General features: G+C 73.0%; 26 protein-coding genes. 11 read left to right on the plus strand and 15 right to left on the minus strand.

Annotation, left to right across the window (positions count from 1 at the left end; translation table 11 throughout):
• Together VEL82_08265 and VEL82_08270 are read left to right on the plus strand one after the other, a co-directional pair.
• On the plus strand, positions 1-574 hold a 574-nt coding region (locus tag VEL82_08265; GenBank protein HXW67849.1), incomplete at its 5' end, for a sulfite exporter TauE/SafE family protein.
• Positions 571-975 (plus strand): DUF1634 domain-containing protein, encoded by a 405-nt coding sequence (locus VEL82_08270; GenBank protein HXW67850.1) that lies wholly within the window; start codon positions 571-573, stop codon positions 973-975. The genes VEL82_08265 and VEL82_08270, both read left to right, overlap by 4 nt.
• A gap of 13 nt (positions 976-988) precedes the next feature.
• Here the strand turns inward: VEL82_08270 and glmM are convergent, their stop codons facing one another.
• On the minus strand, positions 989-2,362 hold the full coding sequence (gene glmM, locus VEL82_08275) for a phosphoglucosamine mutase (GenBank protein HXW67851.1): 1,374 nt from the start codon (positions 2,360-2,362) through the stop codon (positions 989-991).
• 81 nt (positions 2,363-2,443) lie between these two features.
• Here glmM and VEL82_08280 point away from each other — a divergent pair, with 81 nt between their 5' ends.
• Both VEL82_08280 and VEL82_08285 read left to right on the plus strand, forming a co-directional pair.
• Complete coding sequence (locus VEL82_08280; protein HXW67852.1) at positions 2,444-2,911, plus strand: DUF5615 family PIN-like protein; 468 nt, start codon at positions 2,444-2,446, stop codon at positions 2,909-2,911.
• Complete coding sequence (locus VEL82_08285; protein ID HXW67853.1) at positions 2,908-3,933, plus strand: DNA methyltransferase; 1,026 nt, start codon at positions 2,908-2,910, stop codon at positions 3,931-3,933. Before VEL82_08280 ends, VEL82_08285 begins: the two co-directional genes overlap by 4 nt.
• On the opposite strand, the gene VEL82_08290 is transcribed toward VEL82_08285, so the two are convergent.
• The 8 genes from VEL82_08290 to VEL82_08325 all read right to left on the minus strand — a co-directional run bounded on the left by VEL82_08290 (position 3,914) and on the right by VEL82_08325 (position 12,961).
• Positions 3,914-5,503, minus strand: coding sequence for a site-2 protease family protein (locus VEL82_08290; GenBank protein ID HXW67854.1), 1,590 nt, complete (start codon positions 5,501-5,503; stop codon positions 3,914-3,916). The genes VEL82_08285 and VEL82_08290 overlap by 20 nt on opposite strands.
• A gap of 4 nt (positions 5,504-5,507) precedes the next feature.
• A complete protein-coding gene (locus VEL82_08295; GenBank protein HXW67855.1) occupies positions 5,508-5,828 on the minus strand; it encodes a DUF5611 family protein in 321 nt (106 codons plus the stop codon).
• 63 nt (positions 5,829-5,891) lie between these two features.
• Complete coding sequence (locus VEL82_08300; protein HXW67856.1) at positions 5,892-6,113, minus strand: hypothetical protein; 222 nt, start codon at positions 6,111-6,113, stop codon at positions 5,892-5,894.
• Between the two features lie 25 nt (positions 6,114-6,138).
• Positions 6,139-6,930 (minus strand): pantetheine-phosphate adenylyltransferase, encoded by a 792-nt coding sequence (locus VEL82_08305; protein HXW67857.1) that lies wholly within the window; start codon positions 6,928-6,930, stop codon positions 6,139-6,141.
• Positions 6,931-6,946: 16 nt separating this feature from the next.
• A complete protein-coding gene (locus tag VEL82_08310; protein ID HXW67858.1) occupies positions 6,947-7,132 on the minus strand; it encodes a DUF2116 family Zn-ribbon domain-containing protein in 186 nt (61 codons plus the stop codon).
• Positions 7,133-7,188: 56 nt separating this feature from the next.
• Entirely contained in the window at positions 7,189-10,275 is a 3,087-nt protein-coding gene (locus VEL82_08315) for a hypothetical protein (protein ID HXW67859.1), read from the minus strand.
• Entirely contained in the window at positions 10,275-11,444 is a 1,170-nt protein-coding gene (locus VEL82_08320) for a hypothetical protein (GenBank protein HXW67860.1), read from the minus strand. Before VEL82_08320 ends, VEL82_08315 begins: the two co-directional genes overlap by 1 nt.
• Before the next feature lie 8 nt (positions 11,445-11,452).
• Positions 11,453-12,961: a vWA domain-containing protein gene (locus VEL82_08325; protein ID HXW67861.1), complete on the minus strand. Its 1,509-nt coding sequence runs from the start codon at positions 12,959-12,961 to the stop codon at positions 11,453-11,455.
• Positions 12,962-13,172: 211 nt separating this feature from the next.
• Here VEL82_08325 and VEL82_08330 point away from each other — a divergent pair, with 211 nt between their 5' ends.
• The gene (locus tag VEL82_08330; protein HXW67862.1) at positions 13,173-13,397 is read left to right on the plus strand and encodes a 30S ribosomal protein S17e; all 225 of its coding nucleotides are present in this window, start codon (positions 13,173-13,175) and stop codon (positions 13,395-13,397) included.
• 16 nt (positions 13,398-13,413) lie between these two features.
• Here the strand turns inward: VEL82_08330 and VEL82_08335 are convergent, their stop codons facing one another.
• Genes VEL82_08335 through VEL82_08355 form a run of 5 tightly spaced genes read right to left on the minus strand, consistent with a single transcriptional unit; the run spans position 13,414 to position 15,446 of the window.
• Positions 13,414-14,079 (minus strand): translation initiation factor IF-6, encoded by a 666-nt coding sequence (locus VEL82_08335; protein HXW67863.1) that lies wholly within the window; start codon positions 14,077-14,079, stop codon positions 13,414-13,416.
• A 25-nt stretch (positions 14,080-14,104) separates the two neighbouring features.
• Positions 14,105-14,410, minus strand: coding sequence for a 50S ribosomal protein L31e (locus VEL82_08340; protein ID HXW67864.1), 306 nt, complete (start codon positions 14,408-14,410; stop codon positions 14,105-14,107).
• A gap of 21 nt (positions 14,411-14,431) precedes the next feature.
• Positions 14,432-14,590 carry a 50S ribosomal protein L39e gene (locus VEL82_08345; GenBank protein HXW67865.1) on the minus strand — a complete coding sequence of 53 codons (159 nt, stop codon included), beginning with the start codon at positions 14,588-14,590 and terminating at the stop codon, positions 14,432-14,434.
• Between the two features lie 12 nt (positions 14,591-14,602).
• Positions 14,603-14,962: a DNA-binding protein gene (locus VEL82_08350; protein ID HXW67866.1), complete on the minus strand. Its 360-nt coding sequence runs from the start codon at positions 14,960-14,962 to the stop codon at positions 14,603-14,605.
• Between the two features lie 28 nt (positions 14,963-14,990).
• A complete protein-coding gene (locus tag VEL82_08355; GenBank protein ID HXW67867.1) occupies positions 14,991-15,446 on the minus strand; it encodes a 30S ribosomal protein S19e in 456 nt (151 codons plus the stop codon).
• Positions 15,447-15,637: 191 nt separating this feature from the next.
• Here VEL82_08355 and VEL82_08360 point away from each other — a divergent pair, with 191 nt between their 5' ends.
• The 6 genes from VEL82_08360 to VEL82_08385 are packed head-to-tail and all read left to right on the plus strand — an operon-like array spanning position 15,638 to position 21,366.
• Positions 15,638-16,252: a nucleotidyltransferase family protein gene (locus VEL82_08360; GenBank protein HXW67868.1), complete on the plus strand. Its 615-nt coding sequence runs from the start codon at positions 15,638-15,640 to the stop codon at positions 16,250-16,252.
• Entirely contained in the window at positions 16,252-17,097 is an 846-nt protein-coding gene (locus tag VEL82_08365; GenBank protein ID HXW67869.1) for an XdhC/CoxI family protein, read from the plus strand. Before VEL82_08360 ends, VEL82_08365 begins: the two co-directional genes overlap by 1 nt.
• On the plus strand, positions 17,075-17,548 hold the full coding sequence (locus tag VEL82_08370) for a (2Fe-2S)-binding protein (protein HXW67870.1): 474 nt from the start codon (positions 17,075-17,077) through the stop codon (positions 17,546-17,548). Before VEL82_08365 ends, VEL82_08370 begins: the two co-directional genes overlap by 23 nt.
• A complete protein-coding gene (locus tag VEL82_08375) occupies positions 17,548-19,872 on the plus strand; it encodes a xanthine dehydrogenase family protein molybdopterin-binding subunit (protein ID HXW67871.1) in 2,325 nt (774 codons plus the stop codon). The genes VEL82_08370 and VEL82_08375 overlap by 1 nt, the downstream gene beginning before the upstream one ends.
• Positions 19,873-19,876: 4 nt before the next feature.
• Positions 19,877-20,860 carry an FAD binding domain-containing protein gene (locus tag VEL82_08380; protein ID HXW67872.1) on the plus strand — a complete coding sequence of 328 codons (984 nt, stop codon included), beginning with the start codon at positions 19,877-19,879 and terminating at the stop codon, positions 20,858-20,860.
• Positions 20,857-21,366: a ParB N-terminal domain-containing protein gene (locus tag VEL82_08385; GenBank protein ID HXW67873.1), complete on the plus strand. Its 510-nt coding sequence runs from the start codon at positions 20,857-20,859 to the stop codon at positions 21,364-21,366. The genes VEL82_08380 and VEL82_08385 overlap by 4 nt, the downstream gene beginning before the upstream one ends.
• On the opposite strand, the gene VEL82_08390 is transcribed toward VEL82_08385, so the two are convergent.
• Complete coding sequence (locus tag VEL82_08390) at positions 21,282-21,920, minus strand: phosphoribosylglycinamide formyltransferase (GenBank protein ID HXW67874.1); 639 nt, start codon at positions 21,918-21,920, stop codon at positions 21,282-21,284. The genes VEL82_08385 and VEL82_08390 overlap by 85 nt on opposite strands.
• Positions 21,921-21,930: the final 10 nt, after the last annotated feature.

The raw sequence follows: 21,930 nt of genomic DNA on the forward strand, positions 1-21,930 counted from the left end.
CGCCGCCGTGCTGGCGCCGATCCTTCCCGAACGTGTCCTGTCAATCCTCTTCGGGGTGCTGCTTTTGGTGTCTTTGATCCCGATCTTCGCCAAGTTCGGCCAGGAGTTGCCGCGGAACGTCACGAACGACCGGCTGGCCAACGCGCTGCACCTGAACAGCCGTTATTACGACAAGCACCTGGGCCGCGAAGTGGCGTACAACGTCACCGGCGTCCCCGCTGCCCTGGGGATCATGGCTTTCGCGGGGATTATTTCGGGTGTGCTGGGCATTGGCGCGGGGGTGGTGAAAGTGCTGGCGCACGAGATCGCCATGAAAGTCCCCACCAAGGTCTCCACGGCGACGAGCAACTTCATGATCGGCGTGACCGCGGCGGCCGGTGCGGGCGTCCTGCTCGCCGCGGGGTACGTGAACCCGCTGGTCGCCGCGCCGGTCGCGATCGGCACGGCCGCCGGCGCGTACCTCGGCAGCCGGATCCTCCCGGACCTCGCGAACCGCACGGTCCGGCTCGTCTTCCTCCCGGTCCTGGTCCTGCTCGCGATCGAGGTCATCCTGCGCGGGCTGGGGCTGCCATGAGCGCTGCGAGCGCGGCGCCGGGCCCGCTGCCGGAGGCCGCCTACCGCCGAATGACGATCGTGCTTCGCGTGGGGCTGGGCGTCGCGCTCGCGATCCTCGGAGGGGGCCTCGTCGCGTACCTCGGGACCCACCCGGACGCGACGTCGGCGCAGGCGCTCGCGTCGAACCCGATCCTCGGCTACCTGGGTCTCTCCGGCCTCGCCGCGGGACTGGCCGCCGGCTCCCTCGAGGCATATCTCACCCTCGGGCTCCTCGCGCTGCTGGTCACGCCGATCCTGCGGGTCGTCACCGGCATCTACTTCTTCCGGGCGCACGGCGAGCGGGCGATGAGCGCCATCACCCTCGCGGTGCTCGCGCTCCTCCTCCTCGCGCTGCTCGTCGTCGGCCCGCTGATCCGCTGACGTGGGCGACCGGCTACGCGCCGCCGACCGCGGCGACGGCCGCGCGGACCGCGGCGAGGCCCTCGTCCGCCAGGGCCCGCGCCCGGGCGGGGTCCTTCGACTCCGCGAAGACCCGGAAGAGCGGCTCGGTGCCCGACGGGCGGAGCAGGACCCATCCGCCGGCACGGTAGGCCTTCACGCCGTCGATGGTCACGATCCGCTCGCTGCCCTCCCCCAGCGCGCGGGTCAGGCGCGCGAGCACCGCCTCGCGCAGCGCGACCGGACACGGCGCCTTCTCCTTCACGAGCGTGTAGCGGGGGATCCCGCCGAGCGCGTCGGCGAGCGATCCGCCGGTCCGGGCGAGCAGATCGAGCATGCCGGCGGCGGTCATCGCGCCGTCGCGCGCGTACTGGAAGCGGGGGAAGATCAGCCCGCCGTTCTCCTCGCCACCGAAGACCGCGTGGCGTGCCAGCATCGCGTGGGTCACGCTCGGCGAGCCGACGCGGGTGTAGACGACGCTCCCGCCGGCGCCGGCGACCGCGTCCTCCACGCTCTGCGGCGCCGAGACCGGCGTGACGACGATCCCGCCGGGCTGGCGCTCGACGGCGTCCTTCGCGAGCAGCGTGAGGCTCTCCTCGCCGGGAACGTAGCGGCCGCTCGCGTCGACGAAGATCGCGCGGTCGGCGTCGCCATCGTGGGCGATCCCGAGGTCGGCGCCGACCGCTGGCACCATGCGCTTCAGGTCGGCGAGGTTCGCCTCGGTGGGTTCGGACAGGTGGCCGGGGAACGTGCCGTCGACGTGGCCGTTGAGCGTGACCACTCGGCAGCCGAGGCGGCGCAGGAGGGCGGGGCTCGTGGGGACCGACGCGCCGTTCCCGCAGTCGAGCACGACCGTGAACTGGCGCGCGCGGATCCGCGCGACGTCGACCTGGGCGAGGATGCCGTCCACGTAGTGGCGCGCCCCGTCGGCCCGGGGGCTGATGTCGCCGACACGATCGAACGGGACCGTCGCGCCCTCCCCGCGCTCGACGGCCTGCTCGATCGCCTCCTCGGTCTCGCGCGACGCCTCGAGGCCGTCGGCCGCGATGCACTTGAGGCCGTTGAACTCGGGCGGATTGTGCGAGGCGGTGACGATCACGGCCAGCTGCGCGTCCAGGCGCGGGACGTTGTACTGGATCGCGGGCGTCGGCAGGATCCCGAGCTCGAGCACGTGGTGGCCCGCGAGCGCGAGCGTGGCGCTCACGATGCGGGAGAACGCCGGGCTCGACGTCCGCCCGTCCCACCCGACGACGATCGGGCGACCGGGCGGCGCGAGCCGGGCGATCGCGCCCGCCACGCGGGTCACGAACGGCGCGTTCAGGGTCTCCCCGACGACCTCGCGGATGCCGTTGGTACCGAACAGCCGCATGGGAACGGGTCCCTCGCCGGGGCCGACGGTCGACCCGTATAATACGAGCAAGGGTAAATGGAACCGTCCGGCTCCGCGGGCGTGACGCCGCCCCGCTTCCTCGCCGACGAGATGCTCGGTCGGCTCGCGCGCTACCTGCGCATGACCGGCTGCGACACCGTCTATGTCCGCGGATGGTCGGACGAGGAGATCGCGCGTCGGGCCGAAGCCGAGCAGCGGATCCTCCTGACTCGGGATCGCGCCCTCGCCGATCGCGTCGCGCCGTCGGTTCTCCTCCGCACCGTGGCCGTCGCCGAGCAGTGGGCGGAGGTGCGACGCGCTCGGGCGGACCTGCCCGCCGAGGTCTCCTTCGAGCGCTGCACCCTCTGCAACGGCCCGCTCCGTCCGGCGCCCCGCCCGTCGGGGCACGATGCGTCGGGGTCGCAGGAGGAGCCGGGGGATCGCCCGATCTTCGAATGCATCGTCTGCGCCCATCGCTACTGGGAAGGCTCGCACACGCGTCGCGTGCGCGAGGCGGTGCGCCGCTGGGCGCTCGGGGCTCTGGGATGATCCCGATCGTCGTCGAGATCTCCGGCGAGGCGCCGGAGCTCGCCGCGGCGGAGGCCGTCGCGGCCGCCGAGGTGCTGGGGGGGCGCGCGACCCCCGGCATGAGAGAGGAACGTGAGGGGCTCGTCGCGGTCGACGTTCCGGATCGGGCGGCCGCGAGCTCGCTCGCGGCGCGACTGGGGCTCGCGCGACGGGTCCTCGCACCGCTCGGCAGAGCCGGCGAGGTCGTCGACCGCCTGCGGGAGGAGGGCCGGACGGGTCGCTCGGCCGCCGTGCGCCGACTCGGTCGACCCTCCTCCGGGGAGCGCGATGCCGGCGTCCGGTGCGCCGGGGCGGCCTACGTGGACGGGGGCGGGAGGATCGATCTCGAGGCCCCGGCGCGCCGGTTCTGGCTCGCGGCGCCCGACGCGCTCGGCGACCGCCTCTTCGAGGAGGTCGGAGCCGTGGACCGCCGGTCGACCGGTGCGCGGCGCATGACGTCGCTGCCGTTCCAGCGGCCGGTCTCGCTCGCCCCCCGGTTCGCACGGGCGCTCGCGAACCTCGCCCGGGTCCGCTCCGGTGACCGGGTCGTCGACCCGTTCGTCGGCACCGGAGCGCTCCTCGCCGAGGCAGCCCTGCTCGGAGCCCGGATCTTCGGCTGCGACCGGGACCCCCAGATGGTGCGCGGGGCGCTGCGCAACTTCAGCCACCTCGGGGTGAGTGCCGAGGCGCTCGCGGTCGGCGACGCGGGCCGCGTGGAGCTCGGCGCGCCGGGGGCCTCGTTCGACGCTCTGCTGACCGATCCCCCGTACGGCCGCTCGTCCAGCACGGGGGGCGAGGGCGATGCGGTGATCGAACGCGTGCTGCCACGCTGGGCCGACCGCGTGCGTCCCGGCGGCCGGGTCGTGGTCGTGGTGCCCCGGCCGATCGCCCCGCCGGGGCCGGGCTGGGAGAGCCGTCTCGCCGTGCCGGTCCGGGTCCACCGGAGCCTGACCCGGGAGTTCCGCGTCTTCGAGCGGAGCGGCCCTACGGCCAGGCCAGCGTGAAGGTCGTGCTCGCCGAGCCGCCGCCCGCGGGCGCGCAGAACTCCGAGACGGTCCAGTCGATCAGGGCGCCGACCGCCCGCTCGCTGTTGGAGAAGGTGACGCTGACGACGCCCGAGTTCGGCCGACCCGTGCCGTTGAGCGCGAAGTAGTCCGCGCTGGGGAGCGAGACCGAGCCGCCGCCCAGCGTCACAGTGCGGCCGCTCGGCAGATGGAATACCCAGGTCGAGTTGGCCGCCCAGGCCGAGAGCGCGGCGCCCGTGAGGTAGGTCGGCGCGCTCGCGTTGCCCACCGAGACGTTCGCGACCGAGGTCGCGACCACGAAGCCGTGCTCGATCGGGTCCTGGTTGACCACGAGGAGCGACAGGTTCGCCGCGACCGCCGCGCCGGCCGGCGGCGTCGGGTAGGTCGTCGATGGGGTCTGGAGCGCGATCAGTCCCGGGGGCGTCGCGATCGGCGTGAGGACGAAGCCGGAGATGAGGACCCCCGCGACGAACGCGCCGAGCGCGTAGCGCTTCCAGTCGAGCGGGCTCAGGTCGTTGAGCGGCGGAGGGTGTCGGGCACCGAGGACGAGGATCAGGATCCCGAAGAACAGCCAGCCGGCGTAGTAGAGCAGCCCGATCCCGAACAGCAGCGCGACGACCGCGTAGCTCACGTAGCGGGAGCGGTCGCCGAAGAGCGCGCGGAAGACGTGCCCGCCATCGAGCTGCCCCGCGGGCAACAGGTTGATCGCGGTGACGAGCAGACCGACCCACCCCGCGAGCGCGAGGGGCGACAGGCTCACCACCGACGGGGGAAAGAACAGCGACAGCGCGTACCAGAACAGCGGCGTGCCGATCAGCAGGTTGCCGTAGCTGACGCCCAGGATCGATGGCCCGCAGTAGGTGAGCGGGAGCACGGGGGCGTGGATGCTCAGGTACAGCCCGGCGAGGGCGATCGGGATCGAGGCGGCGAACCCCGCGATCGGACCGGCCGCTCCGATGTCGAAGAGGGCCTTCTTGTCCGGGAACGGCTCGCGGATGCTGATGAACGCGCCGAATGTCCCGAACAGGAACGGCGGCGGGACCGGGATGAAGTACGGCAGCGACGCCTCGACATGATGGCGCCGCGCGACCAGGTAGTGCGCGAGCTCGTGGACCCCCAGGATCGTCATCACGGGCAGGCCGAAGAAGAGCGAGCCCCAGGCGAGGTCGCTCCAGCCCAGCGCGCTCCCCCCGACGTAGGCCAGCCAGATCAGCGAGCCGGCGAACGTCGTGGTCGCGATCGTGCCCGCGAGCAGAACGATGTTGACCCACCCCTGGAACGGGCGGATCGTCGGGCGGCGCACGACCTCGACGAACTCCTCACCCCCCTGGCGCCGGAGGATCGGGACGTAGCGCCGGGTCCACAGCTCCTGGCGCAGCGCGTCGAATCTCGCTTCGAGCGTGGCCGGGTCCACGTGGACGGCGAAGACGACGGACTGCGGCCCGAGTCGCGTCTCGTAGACCGGGAGGTACGTGCTCACGAGGGCCCGCAGGCGATCGAGCTCGCTGGCCGCACCCGAGCTGGGCAGCGGCCCGGCGGGAGCGCTCACGCCCCTAGTCCCCGGGGCCGCTCGCCGGCTTGCGCGCGCGGCGGGCCCGTTCCTTCGCGCTGTAGCCCGTGGCCTCTTCCAGGAACCGGTTGTAGCGGGCGATCGTCTCGCGGGCGACCGCCTCGGGCACCTTCGGGTTCATCGAGAGATCGATCTGGAGCTCGCGGCCTTCCCCGCGGGCCGTGAGCCGCTCGATCGCTCCCCAGCGAGCGGTGACCGAGTCCCCGTCGGCGACGACGCCCTCGAAGTGCGCTTGGAGGATGCCGGCGAGCGAGGTGCCCTCGAGGTTGCGCCGATGCGTCGCCCGGACGGGATAGCGCTGCACGCTCGCACCGCGAACGGCTCGCTCGTTAAAGCTTCGTCCCAGCGCGCGGCGCCCGAGGACGCTCTACACGGTCTCGATTTCGAAGCGGAGCCGATACCCGCGCAGGCGCCGGGTGACCTCGTCGCACAGGTCGAGGATCTGCTCGCGGGTGGCCCCGCCCTGCCAGTCGTAGACGAAGTCGTAGTTGCCCTGCGTCGGCTGGAAGCCGGCGGTCAACAGGCGCCCCGCGATCTCCGACGGCTTGGCCCCCTCGCTGTCGAAGGTCACGCGCAGGTACGTCTCCACGGTGGCGGCCAGCGCGGGGGCAGGCTTAAGCGGTTCGCGCGACGCGCCCCGTGCGGCCACCCCGAGCCGACGCCGGGGGCCGAACCAGGCGCGCGACGGCCCTTTGCAGCTCGGCGGGCGTGCGCGCGCGGACGACCACGGGGGCGAGGCGCACGCGCCGGCTGGCGAGGCGCAGCCGAACCCGCGACGATCCCGACCGGGTGATCCGCAGTCGGAGCTCGGGGGCCGCGGACCCCCGTGCGACGCGGGGTCCGACGAACACGGCGCGGCGGAAGGCGCGACGTAGCCCCTCCTCGGCCGCGTGCCGGTCGTCCGGCCGTCGCGCGTCGACGGCCACGCGGATCCGAGCGCGGCGACGGCCGTTCCGATCGATCTCGTCCGCGCGGATGCGGCGGGAACTGATCGGTTCGAGATCGTCGGCGAGCGCGAGGGGCACCACCCGGATCGGCACCGCGCCGCGTCCCCGTCGGCGTCGCTCGGCGTTGACGGCCCGCCCACCCTGGAGCGTGTCCGCCGACACCACGAGCGCGGCGACCCCGTCGTCGATCGAGCCGCCGAACCGATCCGAGATCGGACGGATCTCCCAGCGCGCGCGCGGATAGCGCGCCGCGAGCCACCGGGCGAGCGCCCGACGCCGGACCGGGTACGGTTGCACACCCTCCGCCGTTGGCTTCGGGTGGGCGGTGAGGTAGGCCGGGGTCGTCAGGCCGATGGCGACGCGGGCCCCCGTGCGGAACGCCGTCGCGAGGAGGGCCTCGTGCCCGGCGTGCAGGTGGTCGAACGTGCCGCCGAGCACGACCCGGCCCGCGACGGTCACCGCGCTCCTCTCCCGCCTAATGGTACGTGACGAGGAAGACGATCAGGATGAGCGCCATCGCGCCGTAGAGGACGTACGTGTACATCTGCCGCGTCCGGAGCTGCGCCGCCCGCTTCGCCCGGCAGGCCTTGCTGCAGACCTCCTCGTCGGGGTCGCAGACCTTCCCGCAGACCTTGCAGTGGCGATGGTCGTCCTCGGGCACGATGACCGGACGAGGGGGGCCGGGCGCTTAGCGTTGACCGGCGCGGCGGCGGCGCGCTAGGGGGCGCGGCGCGCGCGCCGCCGCTCGACCGGCTCGGGCTCGACCGTCTCCTCGCGGCCCTCGCTCGGGTCGAGCGGGTTCACCGGGTCGTCGAGCTCCGCGAAGCCGGCCCGCGCGCGGGCGATGCCGCGCGCGTCGCCGTCCGCGGCGGCCGCCGCGGCGCGGCTCGCGCGGCGCATCGACCGCGCGGCGGCATCCGAGGTCGGCGCGTCGAGGTCGTCGTCCGCCGCCGCCATCTGGCGCATGAAGTTGAGCCAGATCCGGCCCTGGTTGGCGATCGCGCTCTCCATGCGATCGCGCAGCTCGGTCGTCTGCTCGAGGAGCTCGCCCTCGAGCCGCCGCAGTTCGCGGCCATACTCCCGCCGGAACTCTTTCAGCCTCAGCTCGGCGTTCTGCGAGAGGCCCCCGCCCTTCTGCAGCTCGTCGACCTTCAGCCAGGTGTTGCGCACGAGCGGCACCATCCGCTCGCTCATGACGCCGAGCCGGCGGTCGAGCTCCTCGAGGTCGCGCCGCACGCTCTGCTCGACGTCGGCGATCGTCGTCTCCCGCTCGGCGAGCTGCCGCTCGAGCGTCTCGAGCCGGCCCGTCGCCGTCTCCTGCTGGGTCTTCAGGCGGGTCGCGACCTCGCTGAGGCGGGTGTCGATCGCCTTGAGCTCGTCTTTGCGCAGCGCCGCGATCGCGGCGCCGACCCGCTCGGTGACGGCGACCTCGAAGCCCGAGGAGTCGATCGTGCGCGCGAGCGCCTGGTCGACCTCGGTCTTGAAGCGGGCGAGCAGCTCGACGTAGGTGTCGCGGCCCTGGTCCTTCTCCTCGCGCAGCCGCTGGTCGATGTACGACTGCAGGCGGACCTGCAGGCCGGCGGTCGACTGGGTCTGGGCCTCGACCGCGCGCGCGATACGCGCCTCCATCTCGACGCCGAGCCGGCGCTCGATCTGGGCGATCTGCTCCTTGCCGCCGGCGGCATCCTTCTCGCGGGCGGCCCCGAGGGCCGTGACCGCTGCCCCGTGCTTGGTCTCGAGGTCCCGGATCCGGCCGTCGACGAGCAGGCCGAGCCGCTGCTCGAACTCCCGCAGTTCCCGCACGCGCTTCGCGTCGAGCTCCGCGAGCCGCTCGCGCAGGAGATCGTGCACCCGCGCCTCGATCTGCTCGCGCAGCGCCGTGCCCTGCTCCTTCGCCTCCTGGACCTGGATCTCCATCTGGGCCACGAGGGCGGCCCGCAGCTCCTCCTCGCTGTGCGCGGAGCGCAGCCGCAGCTCCTCGACCGACCGCGCGATCTCGCTCCGCAGGAGCGCGACCGCCTGGTCGGCGGACTCCGAGGAGAGCCGGCGGGCCCGCTCGCCCAGCTCGGTGAGCTGGGGTTCGAGCGAGCGACGCACCATCTGGGCGATCTCCTCGGGCGGGGGGCTCGGGGTGACCACGGGCCGCGCCTCGACCGCGGCGAGACGGGAGGCGAGGTCGACCCGCACCGCCGCCAGCGCGCGGGTCTGGGCGTCGCTCGCCTCGCGCAGGCGACGGTCGAGCGTGGCGGTCGCCTTCGCGTCGGCGTCGAGCGACAGCGCGGTGAGCCGAGTGTCGAGCGACTTCGGGTCGGGCGGCGGCGGGATCGTCGCCGCGAGCTCGCGGTAGCGTTGGTCGACGTAGCCGCGCAGCCGCGACTCGGCGTCCAGCGATAGCGGTGCGGCCGCCGCCCCCGCCTTCGCCGGGACGGGGGGGACGGGCGTGGGCGCGAGCGCCGGCGAAGGGGCGGCCGCGGCCGGCGGGGCGGCGGCCGCTGGCGGCAACGGATCCGGAGCGCGGGCGGGCGACGGGGGGAGGGCGCCGGCGGGCAGCGTCGACGGATCGTCGCTGACCGAGACGGGCACCGCGATCGGGCCGGACGGTGGCATCGCCACTTCGGGCGGGCGCTGGAGCCACGGGGGGAGCTGGGCGGCCGCCGGCATCGGGGCGGGATCGAGACTCGCGGGGGCCGGTGCGTCCAGCGCCACCGGGCCGGCGGCCTCGGGGGCGGGGCGCGCCTGGAGGTACTGGCTGGCCCGCTTCGCGGCCTCGCCGCTCATCGGGATCGCGCGGCCCTTCGGGCGCGCGAGCAGGATCGCCGCGCTCTCCATCGCCGTGCCGATCCGCCACATCTCCTTGCGGCGGTCGCGGCCCGCCTGGTGGTCGGCGTCCTCGAGGTGGTCCTTGAGTCGCGCCGCCTCCACGATGTCGACGCGCCGGCTCACCTCGCCGACCTTCTCCTCGGCGTGATCGCGCACGTACTGCAGGACGAGCGGCAGCGGGTCCTTGCCCTTGGGCGGCGGCGGCTTGGTGAGGTCGCGCAGCGAGACCGGGGCGGCCTCCCAGGTCTGGATCCGCTTCTGGTGGCGATCACCCTGGGCCTCCCGCTCGGGCACGCGCATCAGCGCGAGCGCGAGCGGCAGCTGCTCGGCGAACTCGTGCAGGTTCACCTTGCCCTCGGGCAGGAAGTACGGGAAGACGAGGAAGGCGCCGAGCGCGATCAGGGAGGTCGGCAGGTAGCGGATCAGCTCGGTCACCGCGTCGATCGCCGCCGGCCACTGCTCGGCCGCCACGATCACGACCGGCTCGGTCGTCCCCCGGTGGAACAGGAATCCCTCCCCGACCGCCTGGTAGACGGCGGGCTCCGGTTCGGCGCGTGGCCGGTCGGCGCCGGGGCGGCCGCCCATCGACGCCCACGCCTGAAGGACCGCCGGGCCGAAGGCCCCGCTCGACACGAGCGGCGCGGTCTCGAGCACGAGGGTCTTCATGCCCAGGCGCGGCCGGTCCTCGGTGGACAGGAACATCCGGCCGACGCAGGTGTAGCGGCCGTTGCCGGCCGGATACAGGAACAGGTTCGGGTAGTACGACAGCGTCTGCGACGGATCCGGGTCCCAGTAATCGTGCGTGTCCGCGACGTTGACGGTGAGGTTCCCGACCAGGCGGATCGTCTCGAGGGTCTCGCGGCGACCCGGGAACTCCTCGGGGATCGTCGTGTAGCCCGGGCTCTCCGCCTCGTTGTCGACCTGGCGGCACCAGACGACCGCGACCGGAGCGAACCCGCTCGACGGGATCAGCTCAGCAGCCATCAGCTCCCCTTCGTGGCCCGACGGGCGAAGATCCGTTCGCACGCGCGCGCGAGGGGGAGCGTCGTGTTGACCATCACGGGGACGCCCATCGTCTGCGCCCCGCCGCTCGGAGCCTCGAGTCCGGTCTCCCCGATGAACAGCGGATGGCCCTCCCCGGTGGAGACCGCGCTCGAGACGAGGAAGACATCGTCCTTGACAGAGATCCCGCGGCCCTCCTGGGCGACCAGGATCGTCCCCATCCCCGCGCCGTCGCGGCGGAGCAGGAATTCGACCGGGTCGAAGGCGCTGTGGAAGGAGCGGTCGCGGACCGACTGCTCGACCTCCGTGTAGAACTCCTTGAGCTTGTCGGCCTTCGAGATCGCGATCACGAGCGGTACGTCGTGGCTCTTGACGTAGCGGAACACCCCGCGGGCGAGGTTGACCTGCTGGGCCTGGTCCCGCAGCGACGGGAGGGCCGGCGAGAGCAGCAGGATGATCGCGTCCGCCCCGTGGACGAAGCGGCCGAGCAGCGTGAGGCCCCGCCGCCAGAGGTCGCGCCGGTCGGGCCGCCACGAGTCGAAGTGCGGGATCACCCGGCAGCTCTGCTCGGAGACCTCCCCGTCGGCGCTCTCGATCCAGAGCCGGTCGTAGGTGAAGTAGTCGGCGATGATGCCGCCGGCCTCGTCGATCGTGTTCATCTCGAGCGGCCGGGAGCTTCCGTCGTTGGCCGTCGCGCCGAAGCGGAAGCGCAGCTTCATCTCGACGAACTGGTTGAATTTCGTGGGCAGCGGGTACTTCGTCAGCACGCCCTGTTCGTCGCGCCCCGCGCTGAGCTCGACCCACAGCTTGCGTCGGTCCTCCATGGGCCGGTTGACGTAGTAGCGCGTGGTCGTTTCCAGGCTGCCCTCGGGATCCGTGGGGTCGGTCGTCTCGTACGTCGTCTCCTCGAGCGCGACGTCGTTCTCGAGGTCGCCGTAGAGCGGCAGCTGCTCGCCGTCGGCGCGGGAGGGAATGTAGAGGATCGGGAGGTTCAGGCCGAAGTGGCCGGAGAGGAAGCGGAAGTACGTCGTCTTGCCCGAGGCGGGGATCCCGATCACCGCGATCCGGGCGGTCTCCACGCTCGGCTTCGCCGTGGAGCGCTTGGTCCCCGGGGCGCGGCGCGTCTTCGTGGTCACCTTGACCGCCGGCATCTATCCTCCTACCGCATCTCCGCGAGGCATATCTCGATGAAGTCGAGCGCGCTCTCGACCGCGGGACCCTCCGTCGCGAGGTCGAGGCGGGTATCCTGGAGGAGGCCGAAGACCTCCTCGACCGCCTCCTCGTGTTTGGTCGCGGCGTCCTGGAGATCGCCGTCGTTCGCGAGCCGGGTCAGCTGGTAGGTGCCCCGCAGCTCCATAAGCTTGCCGAACAGCTCCATCAACCGCTCGCGCTTGGTCGCCTCGGTCCCGTTCAGGCGGTGCTCGGTGTCGTCGATGAAGCGCACCAGGGTCTCCGTCTCCTTGTCGTTCTGCATCCGGGCCTGGAGCAGCGCCAGGCGCCGCAGGATCTTCGGCTGGGTGGCGGCGGGCAGCTTCTCGGCCTCGGCCCACGCCTGGAGGAGGGCCCGCGCGGCCTCGACGATCGCGCGGTTGGAGTACTGGATGCGCGCCTCCCAGTACAGCCGCGTCACCGGTGGCAGCACCGCTGCGGCCTGGCCGAGCAGCGCGAGCGCGTGCTCGGGCTGGCCCGAGAGGTAGGCCTCGACGACCTCGCCGAGCGGGCCGTAGCGCTCCTTGAGGTAGGCGGGGGTCGTGCCCCCGGTCGTCGCGACCACGTCGACCTCGAGATCCGGCGCCTCGGAGTAGCCGCCGTCGGGCGCGGCGCGCGCCGCCGCGCGCGCGCTGTCGATCCGGGACACGGTCGCGTGCTGCTGCGGCTCCTTGAGCGCGCGGGCGGCGTTCGCGGCGTGCAGCGCGAGCTCCTCGGGATGCAGCTCCTCCATCGGGCGGTCGTCGTCGTAGCCGACGTCGAGGAAGGCGTTGACCATCTGGGTGAACAGCTGCGAGCCGGTCGTGACCTCCTGGAAGGTGAAGGCGGGCGGGAGGCCGAACTCGGCGGCCCGGCTGCCCATCTGCCCGAGCAGGTAGTTCATCCGGACGGCGTCGACGCCCTTGTCCTTCTCGGCCCCGTTGCCGATCCCGATGATGCGCAGCGTGAGGTGCGAGCCGCTCGGCAGCATGTACGGCACGAGGTCGATCCGCCCCTCCGGGATCCTCGGGGCGCCGGGCACCTGGACGTCGAAGCGGGTCGAGGCGTTGTCCCAGCCGTCCGTGACGAGCACGAGGTTGCCGTGGACGCCCTGGCTGCCCGTGCGCAGGAGGTCGGCGCCGACGGCGAGGGCATCCCAGATCGCCGAGCGGCCGCTCGGCGCGAGCAGCGAGATCAGGTTCTCGATGTAGGGGAGATTCTCCGGCCGGATCTCGGTGAGCGGCACGGGGACGCGCACGGTCTCCGTGAACGTGACGAGCCCGAAGAGCGAGCCCGACGCGGCGGCGTCCTGGAGGATCCGGAACACCGCGGTGCGCGCGACCTCGATCTTCTGCCGGTCGGGCTGGCCCGGTGTCGAGTCCGGCAGCGGCGCCAGCATGCTCTTCGAGAGATCGAGGAGCAGCACGTTGCGCTCGCGCAGGGCGGTCGCGGGCGGAGTGAACCCTGGGTCGTCGGCCATCTCGGACGCCGAGCGGGCGACGCGAGCTCGGGGACCCTCTCAGGTCCCGGGAGCCTCCCGATCGCTTCCGGCGCAGTGCACGACCAATGTTTACCCAAGTGTGAGTATTTGTGGCTTCCGACGGAACCGGAGGCGTCCGGCCGTTAGAGAACGGGTCCGGACCGGCGCCGGGGCAACGGTTATAACTCGCACCCGGGTCCGAGCCGCCCGCATGGGCAACATCCGCCAGACGTACATCAAGCGGGTCGCCATCGAGCTGATCCGCCACTACCCGGACGCGTTCACCGGCGACTTTGCGCAGAACAAGCAGAAGGTCCTCGAGCTCACCGACCTCGGCCAGTCGGTCGACGGCAAGGTCCAGGTCACCCACAAGAAGCTCGCGAACCGGATCGCCGGCTACGCGACCCGCTACGTCAAGCGCAAGCGCGGCACCTAGCCGCGCCCGCGGCCCGCTACTCGAAGACCTGCAGCCCTTCCTGCAGGTGGGCGACCTCGACCGCGGTCGTCGGTCGGCCGATCAGGAGCCCCCGGGAGTTGGCGACGACGCACGCGCCGACGATCGGCACGCCGAAGTTCGCGGTCGATCGGTGGACCGGGACCCCGAGGACCTCCCGGGCGACCGCCACCTCCCGATCGGTGGTCTTCGGATGGACGATCGCGCCGCGGTTGGTCGCGAGCCCGGCCATGCCGACGGTGCCGAGGCCAGCGAGCGTGCCCCGCCGCACGGGCACCGCGAGGGCGCGCGCGATTTCCGCCACCGCCTCGTTCGACAGCTCCGGGTGGACGAGCGCGCCCGCGTCGTTGGTGAGCACGTTGTTGCCCATCGCGTTCAGGCGCTGGCGGACCACGGCCACCGGGCCGAACGCCTCGAGCGCCCGTCGCTCGCCCGGGTCGAGCTCGTCGCCGACGACGACGCCGTGGGAGTTGAGGGCGACGAGCGCGCCGACCACCTCGCTGTCCGCGACGTTCGTGCGGACCACCCGGACCCCGAGCACCCGCTCGACCTCGCGCTCGATCGGGGCGTGGGCGCTCGGCGGAACGAGCGCGGTCGTCTCGCCGGCCCGCAGGTAGACTCCGAGATAGGGACTGCCCCCGAAGAGCGTCCGACCGACCGGCAAACGAGGGGCCCCCGGCCGAGATCGCCTAATCGGCAGTGAGGAGGTCGACCTCGATCAGACCGTCCTCGAACCGGATCGCCTTGACCCGGACGCGGCTGGGGATGTGCTGAATCCCGCGCTCCCAGATGTGCTCGTTGAGCCGCGGGTCGATCCAGACGTCCTCGACGCGACCCTTCATGTGCCGAACGACGAAGCGTCGGATGGTCTCGAGCGCGTGACCCGCCCGGCGCCGGCGGCTCGGTTGGTGGCGGCTCGCGCGCAGCGGGATCACGTACTCCCGCTCGAGCTCCTCGCCCCGCCGGGGGGTCGCGCTGCCTCGCTTCGGCGCCATCGTCCCCGTCGACCCTCCCGCCTACTTGTGCAGGTGGCCCCGCTTCCAGGTGTGACGCTTGGGGTGACGGGTGACCCGCCGGTTCGTCCGCTGCATCACCCAGGCCGGGACCCGCCGGTTGCCCTTGACCGCGCGCAGCAGGCGCGTCTTGCGCGCGAGGCTCTTGCGTCGGTTCGCCAACCTCGGTTCCCCCTAGCGCCGGGTGATCGTGATCTCGCGACGATCCGGCATCATCCGCTCGAGCAGCGCGCGCAGGGTCGCGTCGTCGACCTGGCGCTGCAGGCGACCGCTGGCCGCCAGGGAGATCAGCTGCTGCTCCACGGAACTCGCGACGTCGGGCTTGGCGAGACGGATCCGCCCGAGGCGCTCCCGCGCCTCCGGGGTGAGGATCCGGCGCAGGATCTCCGCGCGTTCGGCCTCCCGGCGCTGCATCTCGGCCTCCTGGGCGGCGTACTGCTGCGCGCTCGGGCCCGGGGCGAGCTGCGCGTCCTGGAGCTGACGCAGGCGACGTCGTCGCAGCTCCGCGAGCTCGGCATCGTCCCCCTGGGCCATCGATCTCTCTCCTCGGACGGTACGGGTCTCAGAGGTACTTGGCAAGTTCGGGTCGCTGCGCGGTGAGCGAGGTGAGGACCTCACGGGACAGCGAGTCGAGGAGGCGGGCGCCGTCCGCGGTGACCCGGCGACCCCGGGTCTTGTAGCGCTGCACCAGGCCGGACTTCTCCAGCTGTTGGACGATCTCCCGCAGGACCGAGCGCGAGCCGCGACGGGCGTGGTACGGCGCGCTCCCCCGGTCGCGCTTGCCGCCGTACTCGCCGCTGAGGCGCTCGAGCCCCACCGCGCCGCGCAGGTAGATCTTGCGGAGGACGGACGCGCTGCGCAGGTACCACCAATCGGTCTGGGTGGGCGCCTGCTGCTTGTGGACCCCCGTCTTGACGAACGTCGCCCAGACAGGAGGTTCGACCGCGTGCCGGCTCCGCAGCTCGGTGGCGAGGCGGGGCAGCAGCAGCGCCGGCGGCACGTCGTTCGGGTGGGTCATCGGGCGGCGCGCCCACCCGGCTCGCCTATTTAAGGGAACGGAATCGCGCGGTCTCGACCGGGCGGCGGACGGCGCCCGAGCGGCCCAGTCGCCGGGTCCGCGACGCCCACTGAGGCGAGCGGACTCCGGGCGGGGCCTTAACTACATCCCGCGGCGTCCGGGTCCTCGGGAATGCGCCGACCGGAGTCCGCATGGTCGTGAGCACCTCGGCCCTCCTGCTCAGCGGAGGGGCCTCGAGCCGCTTCGGGGGCACGCCGAAGGCGCTCGCGGGGGCGGGCGAGCGCTCGATCATCCGACGGATGGTGCAGATGAGCGTCGCCGAGGGTTTCGATCCGATCGTGGTGGTCGTGGGTCCGCACCGCGCGCCGATCGCCCACGAGCTGCGGGACCTGCCCGTGGAGCTCGTCGACTCCGAGCAGTGGTACGAGGGCCGGACGGCATCGGTGCAGTCCGGCCTGCGCGCGATCCCCGAGCCGCGCGACGTGCTGCTGTGGCCCGTCGATCATCCGTTCGTCTCCGCGCGTACGCTCGACCGGCTGGCGGCGGCCCGCGACTCCGACGCGCTCGCGCTCTGGTTCATCCCGACCTTTCAGGGTCGCGGTGGGCATCCGGTGCTGTGGAAGGAGGCGGTGCGCGGCGAGGTCCTCGAGCTGCGACCCGACGCGCCGATCCGCGCGCTGCTGCCCGAGCTGGGCCCGCAGATCCGGCGTGTGCCGGTGGACGATCCGGGCGTCGTCGCGAACATCGACACGCCCGAGGAGTACGCGGCCGCCCACGACGCGTGGCTCCAGCGAGGGGACGACTGATGGACCGACGCCAGGTGCGCGAGGCGCTGCGGCTGATGGAGCTCCACCAGCCGTTCGTACGGGCGACCGTGGTGCGCACGACGGGCTCGGTCCCGGGCAAGCTCGGCGCCTCGATGCTGGTGCGCGCGGACGGCACGACGCTCGGGACCGTCGGCGGCGCCGCCCTCGAGGAGGAGGTGAAGGCGCTGGCCGCGCGCGCGCTGGCGCGGCGCGCCGGCGACCTCCACTCCTTCGACCTGCAGGCGTGGAAGGCGGGCGGGCTCCCCAGCCTGTGCGGAGGGACGGTCGAGATCGCGGTCGAGTACGTGCCGGCCCGGCCGAACCTGTTGCTGTGGGGCGGCGGCCACGTCGCCCACGCGCTCGCCCAGATCCTGCCGACGCTCGAGTACGACTACAGCGTGGCGGACGACCGGCCGGACTGGGTCGGCGTCGACCGGTTCCCCACGGCCGAGCGGCGGGAGGTGGTGGCGCCGGACCGCGTCTGGGATGTCTTCGACCCCGCCGCGTTCACCCACCTCTACCTGTTGGGGTACGACGCGGCGAAGGACCTCGAGGTGCTCCGGACGTCGCTCGATCGCTTCCCGAACGCGATCGGGCTGATCGCGAGCGCCGCGAAGCGCGAGCACATGTTCGCGTCGCTGCGCGCCGAGGGCCGCTCGCGCGAGGCGCTCGCGCGGATCCGCTCCCCGATCGGTCTCGAGATCGGCGCCGAGTCGCCCGCCGAGATCGCGGTCAGCGTCGTCGCCGAACTCGTCGAGGCGGCCCATCCGAGCGATCGCCCGGACGCCGGCCGAGCCCGTCGTATCCGCCCCGCGGAGGAAGATGCCGGCCGCCGAGCCCCTTAGGTTCCGACTCAACGGCCACCCGGTGGAGGCGCCGAGCCCGGCCCCGCGGATCCTCCTCGACCTGCTGCGGGAGGACCTCGCGCTCACCGGCACCAAGCGTGGCTGCGATCTCGGCACCTGCGGGTGCTGCACGGTGCTGCTCGACGGCCGCCCGACCCTGAGCTGTCTCACGCTCGCCCGCCTCGTCGAGGGCCGGGAGGTCACGACGATCGAGGGCCTCACGCCCCCGCAGGGGCTCTCGGCGGTCCAGGCGGCGTTCGTGCGCGCGGGCGCGACCCAGTGCGGGTTCTGCACGCCGGGCTTCGTGGTGACCGCGACCGCGCTCCTGCGCGAGCACCCGCATCCCACGCGCGCCGAGGTCGTGCGTGCCATCTCGGGGAACCTGTGCCGCTGCACGGGCTACACGAAGATCATCGAGGCGATCGAGTCCGCCGGGCGGGGGGGGGCCTGATGGCCGAGGCGGGCGCGGGACCGTACCGGCTGCTCGGCGGTCGGATCCCGTACGTCGAGGGCCCGTTGAAGGTCACCGGCCGCGCCGAGTACACGGACGACATCAAGCGACCCGGCATGCTCGTCGGGCGCCTGCTGCGGAGCCCGTGGCCCCACGCCCGGCTCCGGCGGATCGACGTGGAGGAGGCCCGGCGGATGCCGGGCGTCTTCGCGGTGCTGACCGGCGAGCGGTACCCGACGCCCTTCGGCGTCCTTCCGATCACGCACGACGAGACCGCGATCGCGGTCGGGAAGGCCCGCTACAACGGCGACATCATCGCGGCCGTGGCGGCCGCGGACGAGCTGACCGCCGAGGCCGCGCTGTCCCGGATCCGGGTCGAGATCGACCCCCTGCCCGAGTACTCCGATCCGAGGATGGGGACGCAGCGGGTCGCCGAGCCGATCCATGCCCGCGGGCTGAACGGCTCGAACATCCAGAAGGAGGTCGTGCAGGAGTTCGGGGACGTCGACGGCGCGTTCGCGCGCGCGGCGCACTCCGTTCGCGTCCGGGCGACGTTCGCGGGCGTCACGCACGCGTTCACCGAGCCGATGGCGACGATCGCCGAGGCGACGCCGGACGGCCGGCTCACGGTCTGGAGCGCGACCCAGGTGCCGCACTACCTGCACCGCGCGCTCTCGGAGGTGCTCGGGATCCCGCTCCACCGCATCCGGGTGATCAAACCCGAGGTCGGCGGGGGCTTCGGGGGCAAGTCCGATCCCCTCCCGCACGAGATCGTCGCGGCGGCGCTGTCGATCGAGACCGGCCGCCCGGTGAAGGTGCTGTTCGATCGAGAGGACGTCTTCTACACGAACCACGGCCGCCACCCCACGCAGAACGATGTCCGGATCGCCCTCGATGCGGACGGTCGCATCGCGGCCTACGACATCGAGGCGCTGATCGACGGGGGCGCCTGGAGCTCCTTCGGCACCGTGACGACCTACTACAACGGCGTCCTCGCGATGGGACCGTACCGGGTCCCCGCGTTCCGCTACAAGGGCCGTCGGGTCTACACCAACCGCCCGCCGTCCGGGGCGATGCGAGCGCACGGGGGCACGAACATCCGATACGCGATCGAGGTCGCGCTCGACCGTCTCGCCGAGTCGACCGGCATCGATCCGTTCGACCTGCGCGCGCGCAACGCCCTGCCCCCGAACTCGACGACGATCAACGAGTTCCGCATCACCTCGACCTCCTTCCTCCAGTGCCTCGCCTCCGCCCGGGCCCGCAGCGGCTGGGACGACAAGTTCCGCCGGCTGCCGTTCGGCCGCGGGGTCGGCCTCGGCTGCGGATTCTACATCTCGGGTTCGAACAGCCCGATCCACTTCACGCCGAAGATGCCGCAGTCGACGGTCCACCTGAAGGTCGACATGGACGGGGGGATCGCCGTCCACTCGATGCAGGCCGACATCGGCCAGGGATCCAACACGCTGCTCGCGGCGATCGTCGCGGAGGTCCTCGGGGTCGAGCTCGAGCGGGTGCACGTCCAGCGGGTCGACTCGGACGTCAGCCCGATCGACATCGGATCCTACTCCAGCCGGGTCACGTTCATGATGGGCAACGCGGCGCGGCGGGCCGCGGAGGAGCTACGGGACCGCCTGCTCGCCGCGGCCGCCGAGCTCCTCGGTCGGCCCGCGGCCGAGCTGCGCGTGGGGCACGAGCGCTTCTTCGTCGCCGCCCAGCCCGAGGTCGGCGTGCCGTTCCTCGACACGCTGCACCGGGCGATGGAGAAGGTCGGCGCGCTCACCGCGAGCGGCGCCTACGACACCCCGCCCAAGGGCGGGACGTTCAAGGGGGCCCGGGCCGGGACCGCGCCGGCGTACTCGTTCGCGGCCTACGTCGCGCAGGTCGACGTCGACCCGGAGACCGGGGAGTACCGGGCGGAGAAGATCTGGGCGGCGTTCGACTGCGGCCGTCCGCTCAACCGCCTCGCGGTCGAGGGCCAGATCGAGGGCTCGATCCACATGGGGCTCGGCCAGGTCATGGGCGAGTCGATGAACTACCGCGGGGCCCGTCTGTTCAACCCGTCGCTGCTGGAGTACAAGATCCCGATGCCGCAGCAGATGCCCGAGATCGAGATCCTGCTCGTCGGCGAGGACGACCCGGAGGGTCCGTTCGGCGCCAAGGAGGCCGGCGAGGGGCCGCTGATCGCGACGCTGCCGGCGGTCGCGAACGCGCTCTACGACGCCATCGGCGTGCGGTTCACCGAGCTGCCGATCACGCCGGACCGCGTGCTCCGCGGGCTCGACCTGCGGCGTCAGGAGGGTCGGCCCTGGAAGGGGTCGTAGGGGTATGCACCTCGATCCGTTCGAGCTCCATCGCCCGACCTCGCTCGAGGCGACCGTCGGCCTCGCCCGGTCCCTCGCCGGCCGCTTCGACTACCTCGCCGGCGGCACCGACCTGCTGCCGAACTACAAGATGCACATCAACCTGCGCGATCACCTCATCGCGCTCGACCGGATCCCCGAGCTCTACGGACGCTCCGAGCGTCGGCTCGGCGCGATGGAACGCCTCGCGGACCTCGAGGCGGACCCGGCGCTGCGCGCGGCGTACCCGGTCCTCGCCGACGCGCTCGGCGAGGTCGCGACGCCGCTCGTGCGCGCCAGCGGGACCCTCGGGGGGAACTTGTTGGTCGAGACCCGGTGCTTCTTCTTCAACCAGAGCTACTTCTGGCGGGCGAGCCTCGGCTTCTGCCTGAAGGCCGACGGGGACCGCTGCCACGTCGTCCCGCAGAAGGAGCGCTGCTACGCGACCCACAGCGGCGACCTCGCGCCGGCGCTCCTCGCGCTCGACGCGTCGGTCGAGCTCGCCGGTCCCGACGGGCGGAGGACGATCCCGCTCGGCGCGCTCTACGATGCCGAAGGTGACGGGATCCGTCGCACGACCCTGCGACCGGGCGAGGTCCTGGTCGCGGTCGATCTGCCGGCGGATGCCGCCGGCCGTCGCGGGCGCTACAAGAAGCTGCGCGTGCGGCCGTCGTACGACTTCCCCGAGCTCGGGGTCGCGGTCGCCGGACGCTGGGACGACGCCCGAGTCGACGAGCTCCGGGTCGCGGTGGGCGGTGTCGAGCCGTTCCCCCGGCGCTTCGACGAGCTCACGGACCCGCTCGTGGGCGCCCCGCTCGACGCGGGCCGGATCGCGACGCTGGCCGAGGAGATCGGGCGCCGCCTGCGGCCGGTCCACAACACGTTCCTCCTGCCGGACTATCGCCGCCGGATGATCCCGGTCTACGTCCGCCGCGCGATCGCCGAGTCACGGCCGTGGGGGCCCCCGTGAGCGAGCGCCCCAGCTTCGCGATCGTGCCGATCGCCGCGCTGCGCGCCCACGAATCGACCGAGCCCGCGAAGGTCCGCGCGCTCGCGGAGGCGCTCCGTCGCTCGGGCGTTTTCGAGGAGCCGATCTGGGTCGCCGCGGGCTCGAACGTGATCCTGAACGGCCACCACCGCGCCGCCGCGCTCGCGCGGCTCGGCGCCGATCGGGTGCCGGCCTGGCGGATCGACTACGGGAGCGACGCGGTCGCGCTCGATCGCTGGTCCCCGGGCCCGCCGGTCTCGAAGGCGGAGGTCCTTCGCCGGGCGTTCTCCGGCGAGCTGTTCCCCCCGCGGACCACGCGTCACATGCTCGCGTTCGCGCTGCCCGCGCACGGAACGCCGCTCGTCGAGCTCGGCGTGCGCGTCGGGGTCGGGCGGCGAGCGCCTCAGCGCGGCGCGGTGCCGGCCGCCCGCTCCGGAGAGTACGGCAGCGCGAGCTCGCCGCGGGCGAAGCGCTCCAGCGTGCGGTAGAGCAGGTCGACCTCCACGGGCCGCAGGCGCTCGCGCAGCGACTCGGGCGTATCGTCCGGGCGCACCGCGAGCCGCGCCTGGGCGATCGGAGGACCCGCGTCGACCGCGCCCGTGACGAGGTGGACGGTCACGCCGGTCTCGGCCTCCCCTGCCTGCAGGACCGCCTCGTGGACCCGGCGCCCGTGCATCCCCCGGCCGCCGTAGCGCGGAAGGAGCGACGGGTGGAGGTTGACCGCGCGGCCGGCCCACCGCTCGAGGAACGGCGGCGGGAGTATCGAGAGGAACCCGGCGAGGACGACGAGGTCGATCCCGTGCGCCTCCAGCGCCGCGGACAGGCGCGCCGACCAGCCGGCGGCGTCCGCCCCCGGTCGCCCCAGCATCACGTGGGGGAGGCCGTGGCGCGCCGCGACCTCGAGGGCGCGGATCCCCGGCCGGTCGGCCACGACCAGCGCGATCCCGAACGGCCCGCGCGAGCGCTCTAGGCGCGTCGCGAGCCCGTCGAGCGTCGTCCCCTCGCCCGAGACGAGGACCGCGACCTCAAGGGGGGAGCCCATCGCCCTCGCC

The organism is Thermoplasmata archaeon (genome assembly GCA_035622275.1).
Classification (GTDB): Archaea; Thermoplasmatota; Thermoplasmata; order Lutacidiplasmatales; family UBA184; genus Lutacidiplasma.

Coding starts and splice junctions, on each gene's coding strand:
- VEL82_08270 (HXW67850.1), top strand. CDS start 571: ATGAGCGCTGCGAGCGCGGCGCCGGGCCCGCTGCCGGAGGCCGCCTAC.
- glmM (HXW67851.1), bottom strand. CDS start 2,362: ATGCGGCTGTTCGGTACCAACGGCATCCGCGAGGTCGTCGGGGAGACC.
- VEL82_08285 (HXW67853.1), top strand. CDS start 2,908: ATGATCCCGATCGTCGTCGAGATCTCCGGCGAGGCGCCGGAGCTCGCC.
- VEL82_08315 (HXW67859.1), bottom strand. CDS start 10,275: ATGGCTGCTGAGCTGATCCCGTCGAGCGGGTTCGCTCCGGTCGCGGTC.
- VEL82_08320 (HXW67860.1), bottom strand. CDS start 11,444: ATGCCGGCGGTCAAGGTGACCACGAAGACGCGCCGCGCCCCGGGGACC.
- VEL82_08325 (HXW67861.1), bottom strand. CDS start 12,961: ATGGCCGACGACCCAGGGTTCACTCCGCCCGCGACCGCCCTGCGCGAG.
- VEL82_08330 (HXW67862.1), top strand. CDS start 13,173: ATGGGCAACATCCGCCAGACGTACATCAAGCGGGTCGCCATCGAGCTG.
- VEL82_08340 (HXW67864.1), bottom strand. CDS start 14,410: ATGGCGCCGAAGCGAGGCAGCGCGACCCCCCGGCGGGGCGAGGAGCTC.
- VEL82_08350 (HXW67866.1), bottom strand. CDS start 14,962: ATGGCCCAGGGGGACGATGCCGAGCTCGCGGAGCTGCGACGACGTCGC.
- VEL82_08355 (HXW67867.1), bottom strand. CDS start 15,446: ATGACCCACCCGAACGACGTGCCGCCGGCGCTGCTGCTGCCCCGCCTC.
- VEL82_08360 (HXW67868.1), top strand. CDS start 15,638: ATGGTCGTGAGCACCTCGGCCCTCCTGCTCAGCGGAGGGGCCTCGAGC.
- VEL82_08365 (HXW67869.1), top strand. CDS start 16,252: ATGGACCGACGCCAGGTGCGCGAGGCGCTGCGGCTGATGGAGCTCCAC.
- VEL82_08370 (HXW67870.1), top strand. CDS start 17,075: ATGCCGGCCGCCGAGCCCCTTAGGTTCCGACTCAACGGCCACCCGGTG.
- VEL82_08375 (HXW67871.1), top strand. CDS start 17,548: ATGGCCGAGGCGGGCGCGGGACCGTACCGGCTGCTCGGCGGTCGGATC.
- VEL82_08380 (HXW67872.1), top strand. CDS start 19,877: ATGCACCTCGATCCGTTCGAGCTCCATCGCCCGACCTCGCTCGAGGCG.
- VEL82_08390 (HXW67874.1), bottom strand. CDS start 21,920: ATGGGCTCCCCCCTTGAGGTCGCGGTCCTCGTCTCGGGCGAGGGGACG.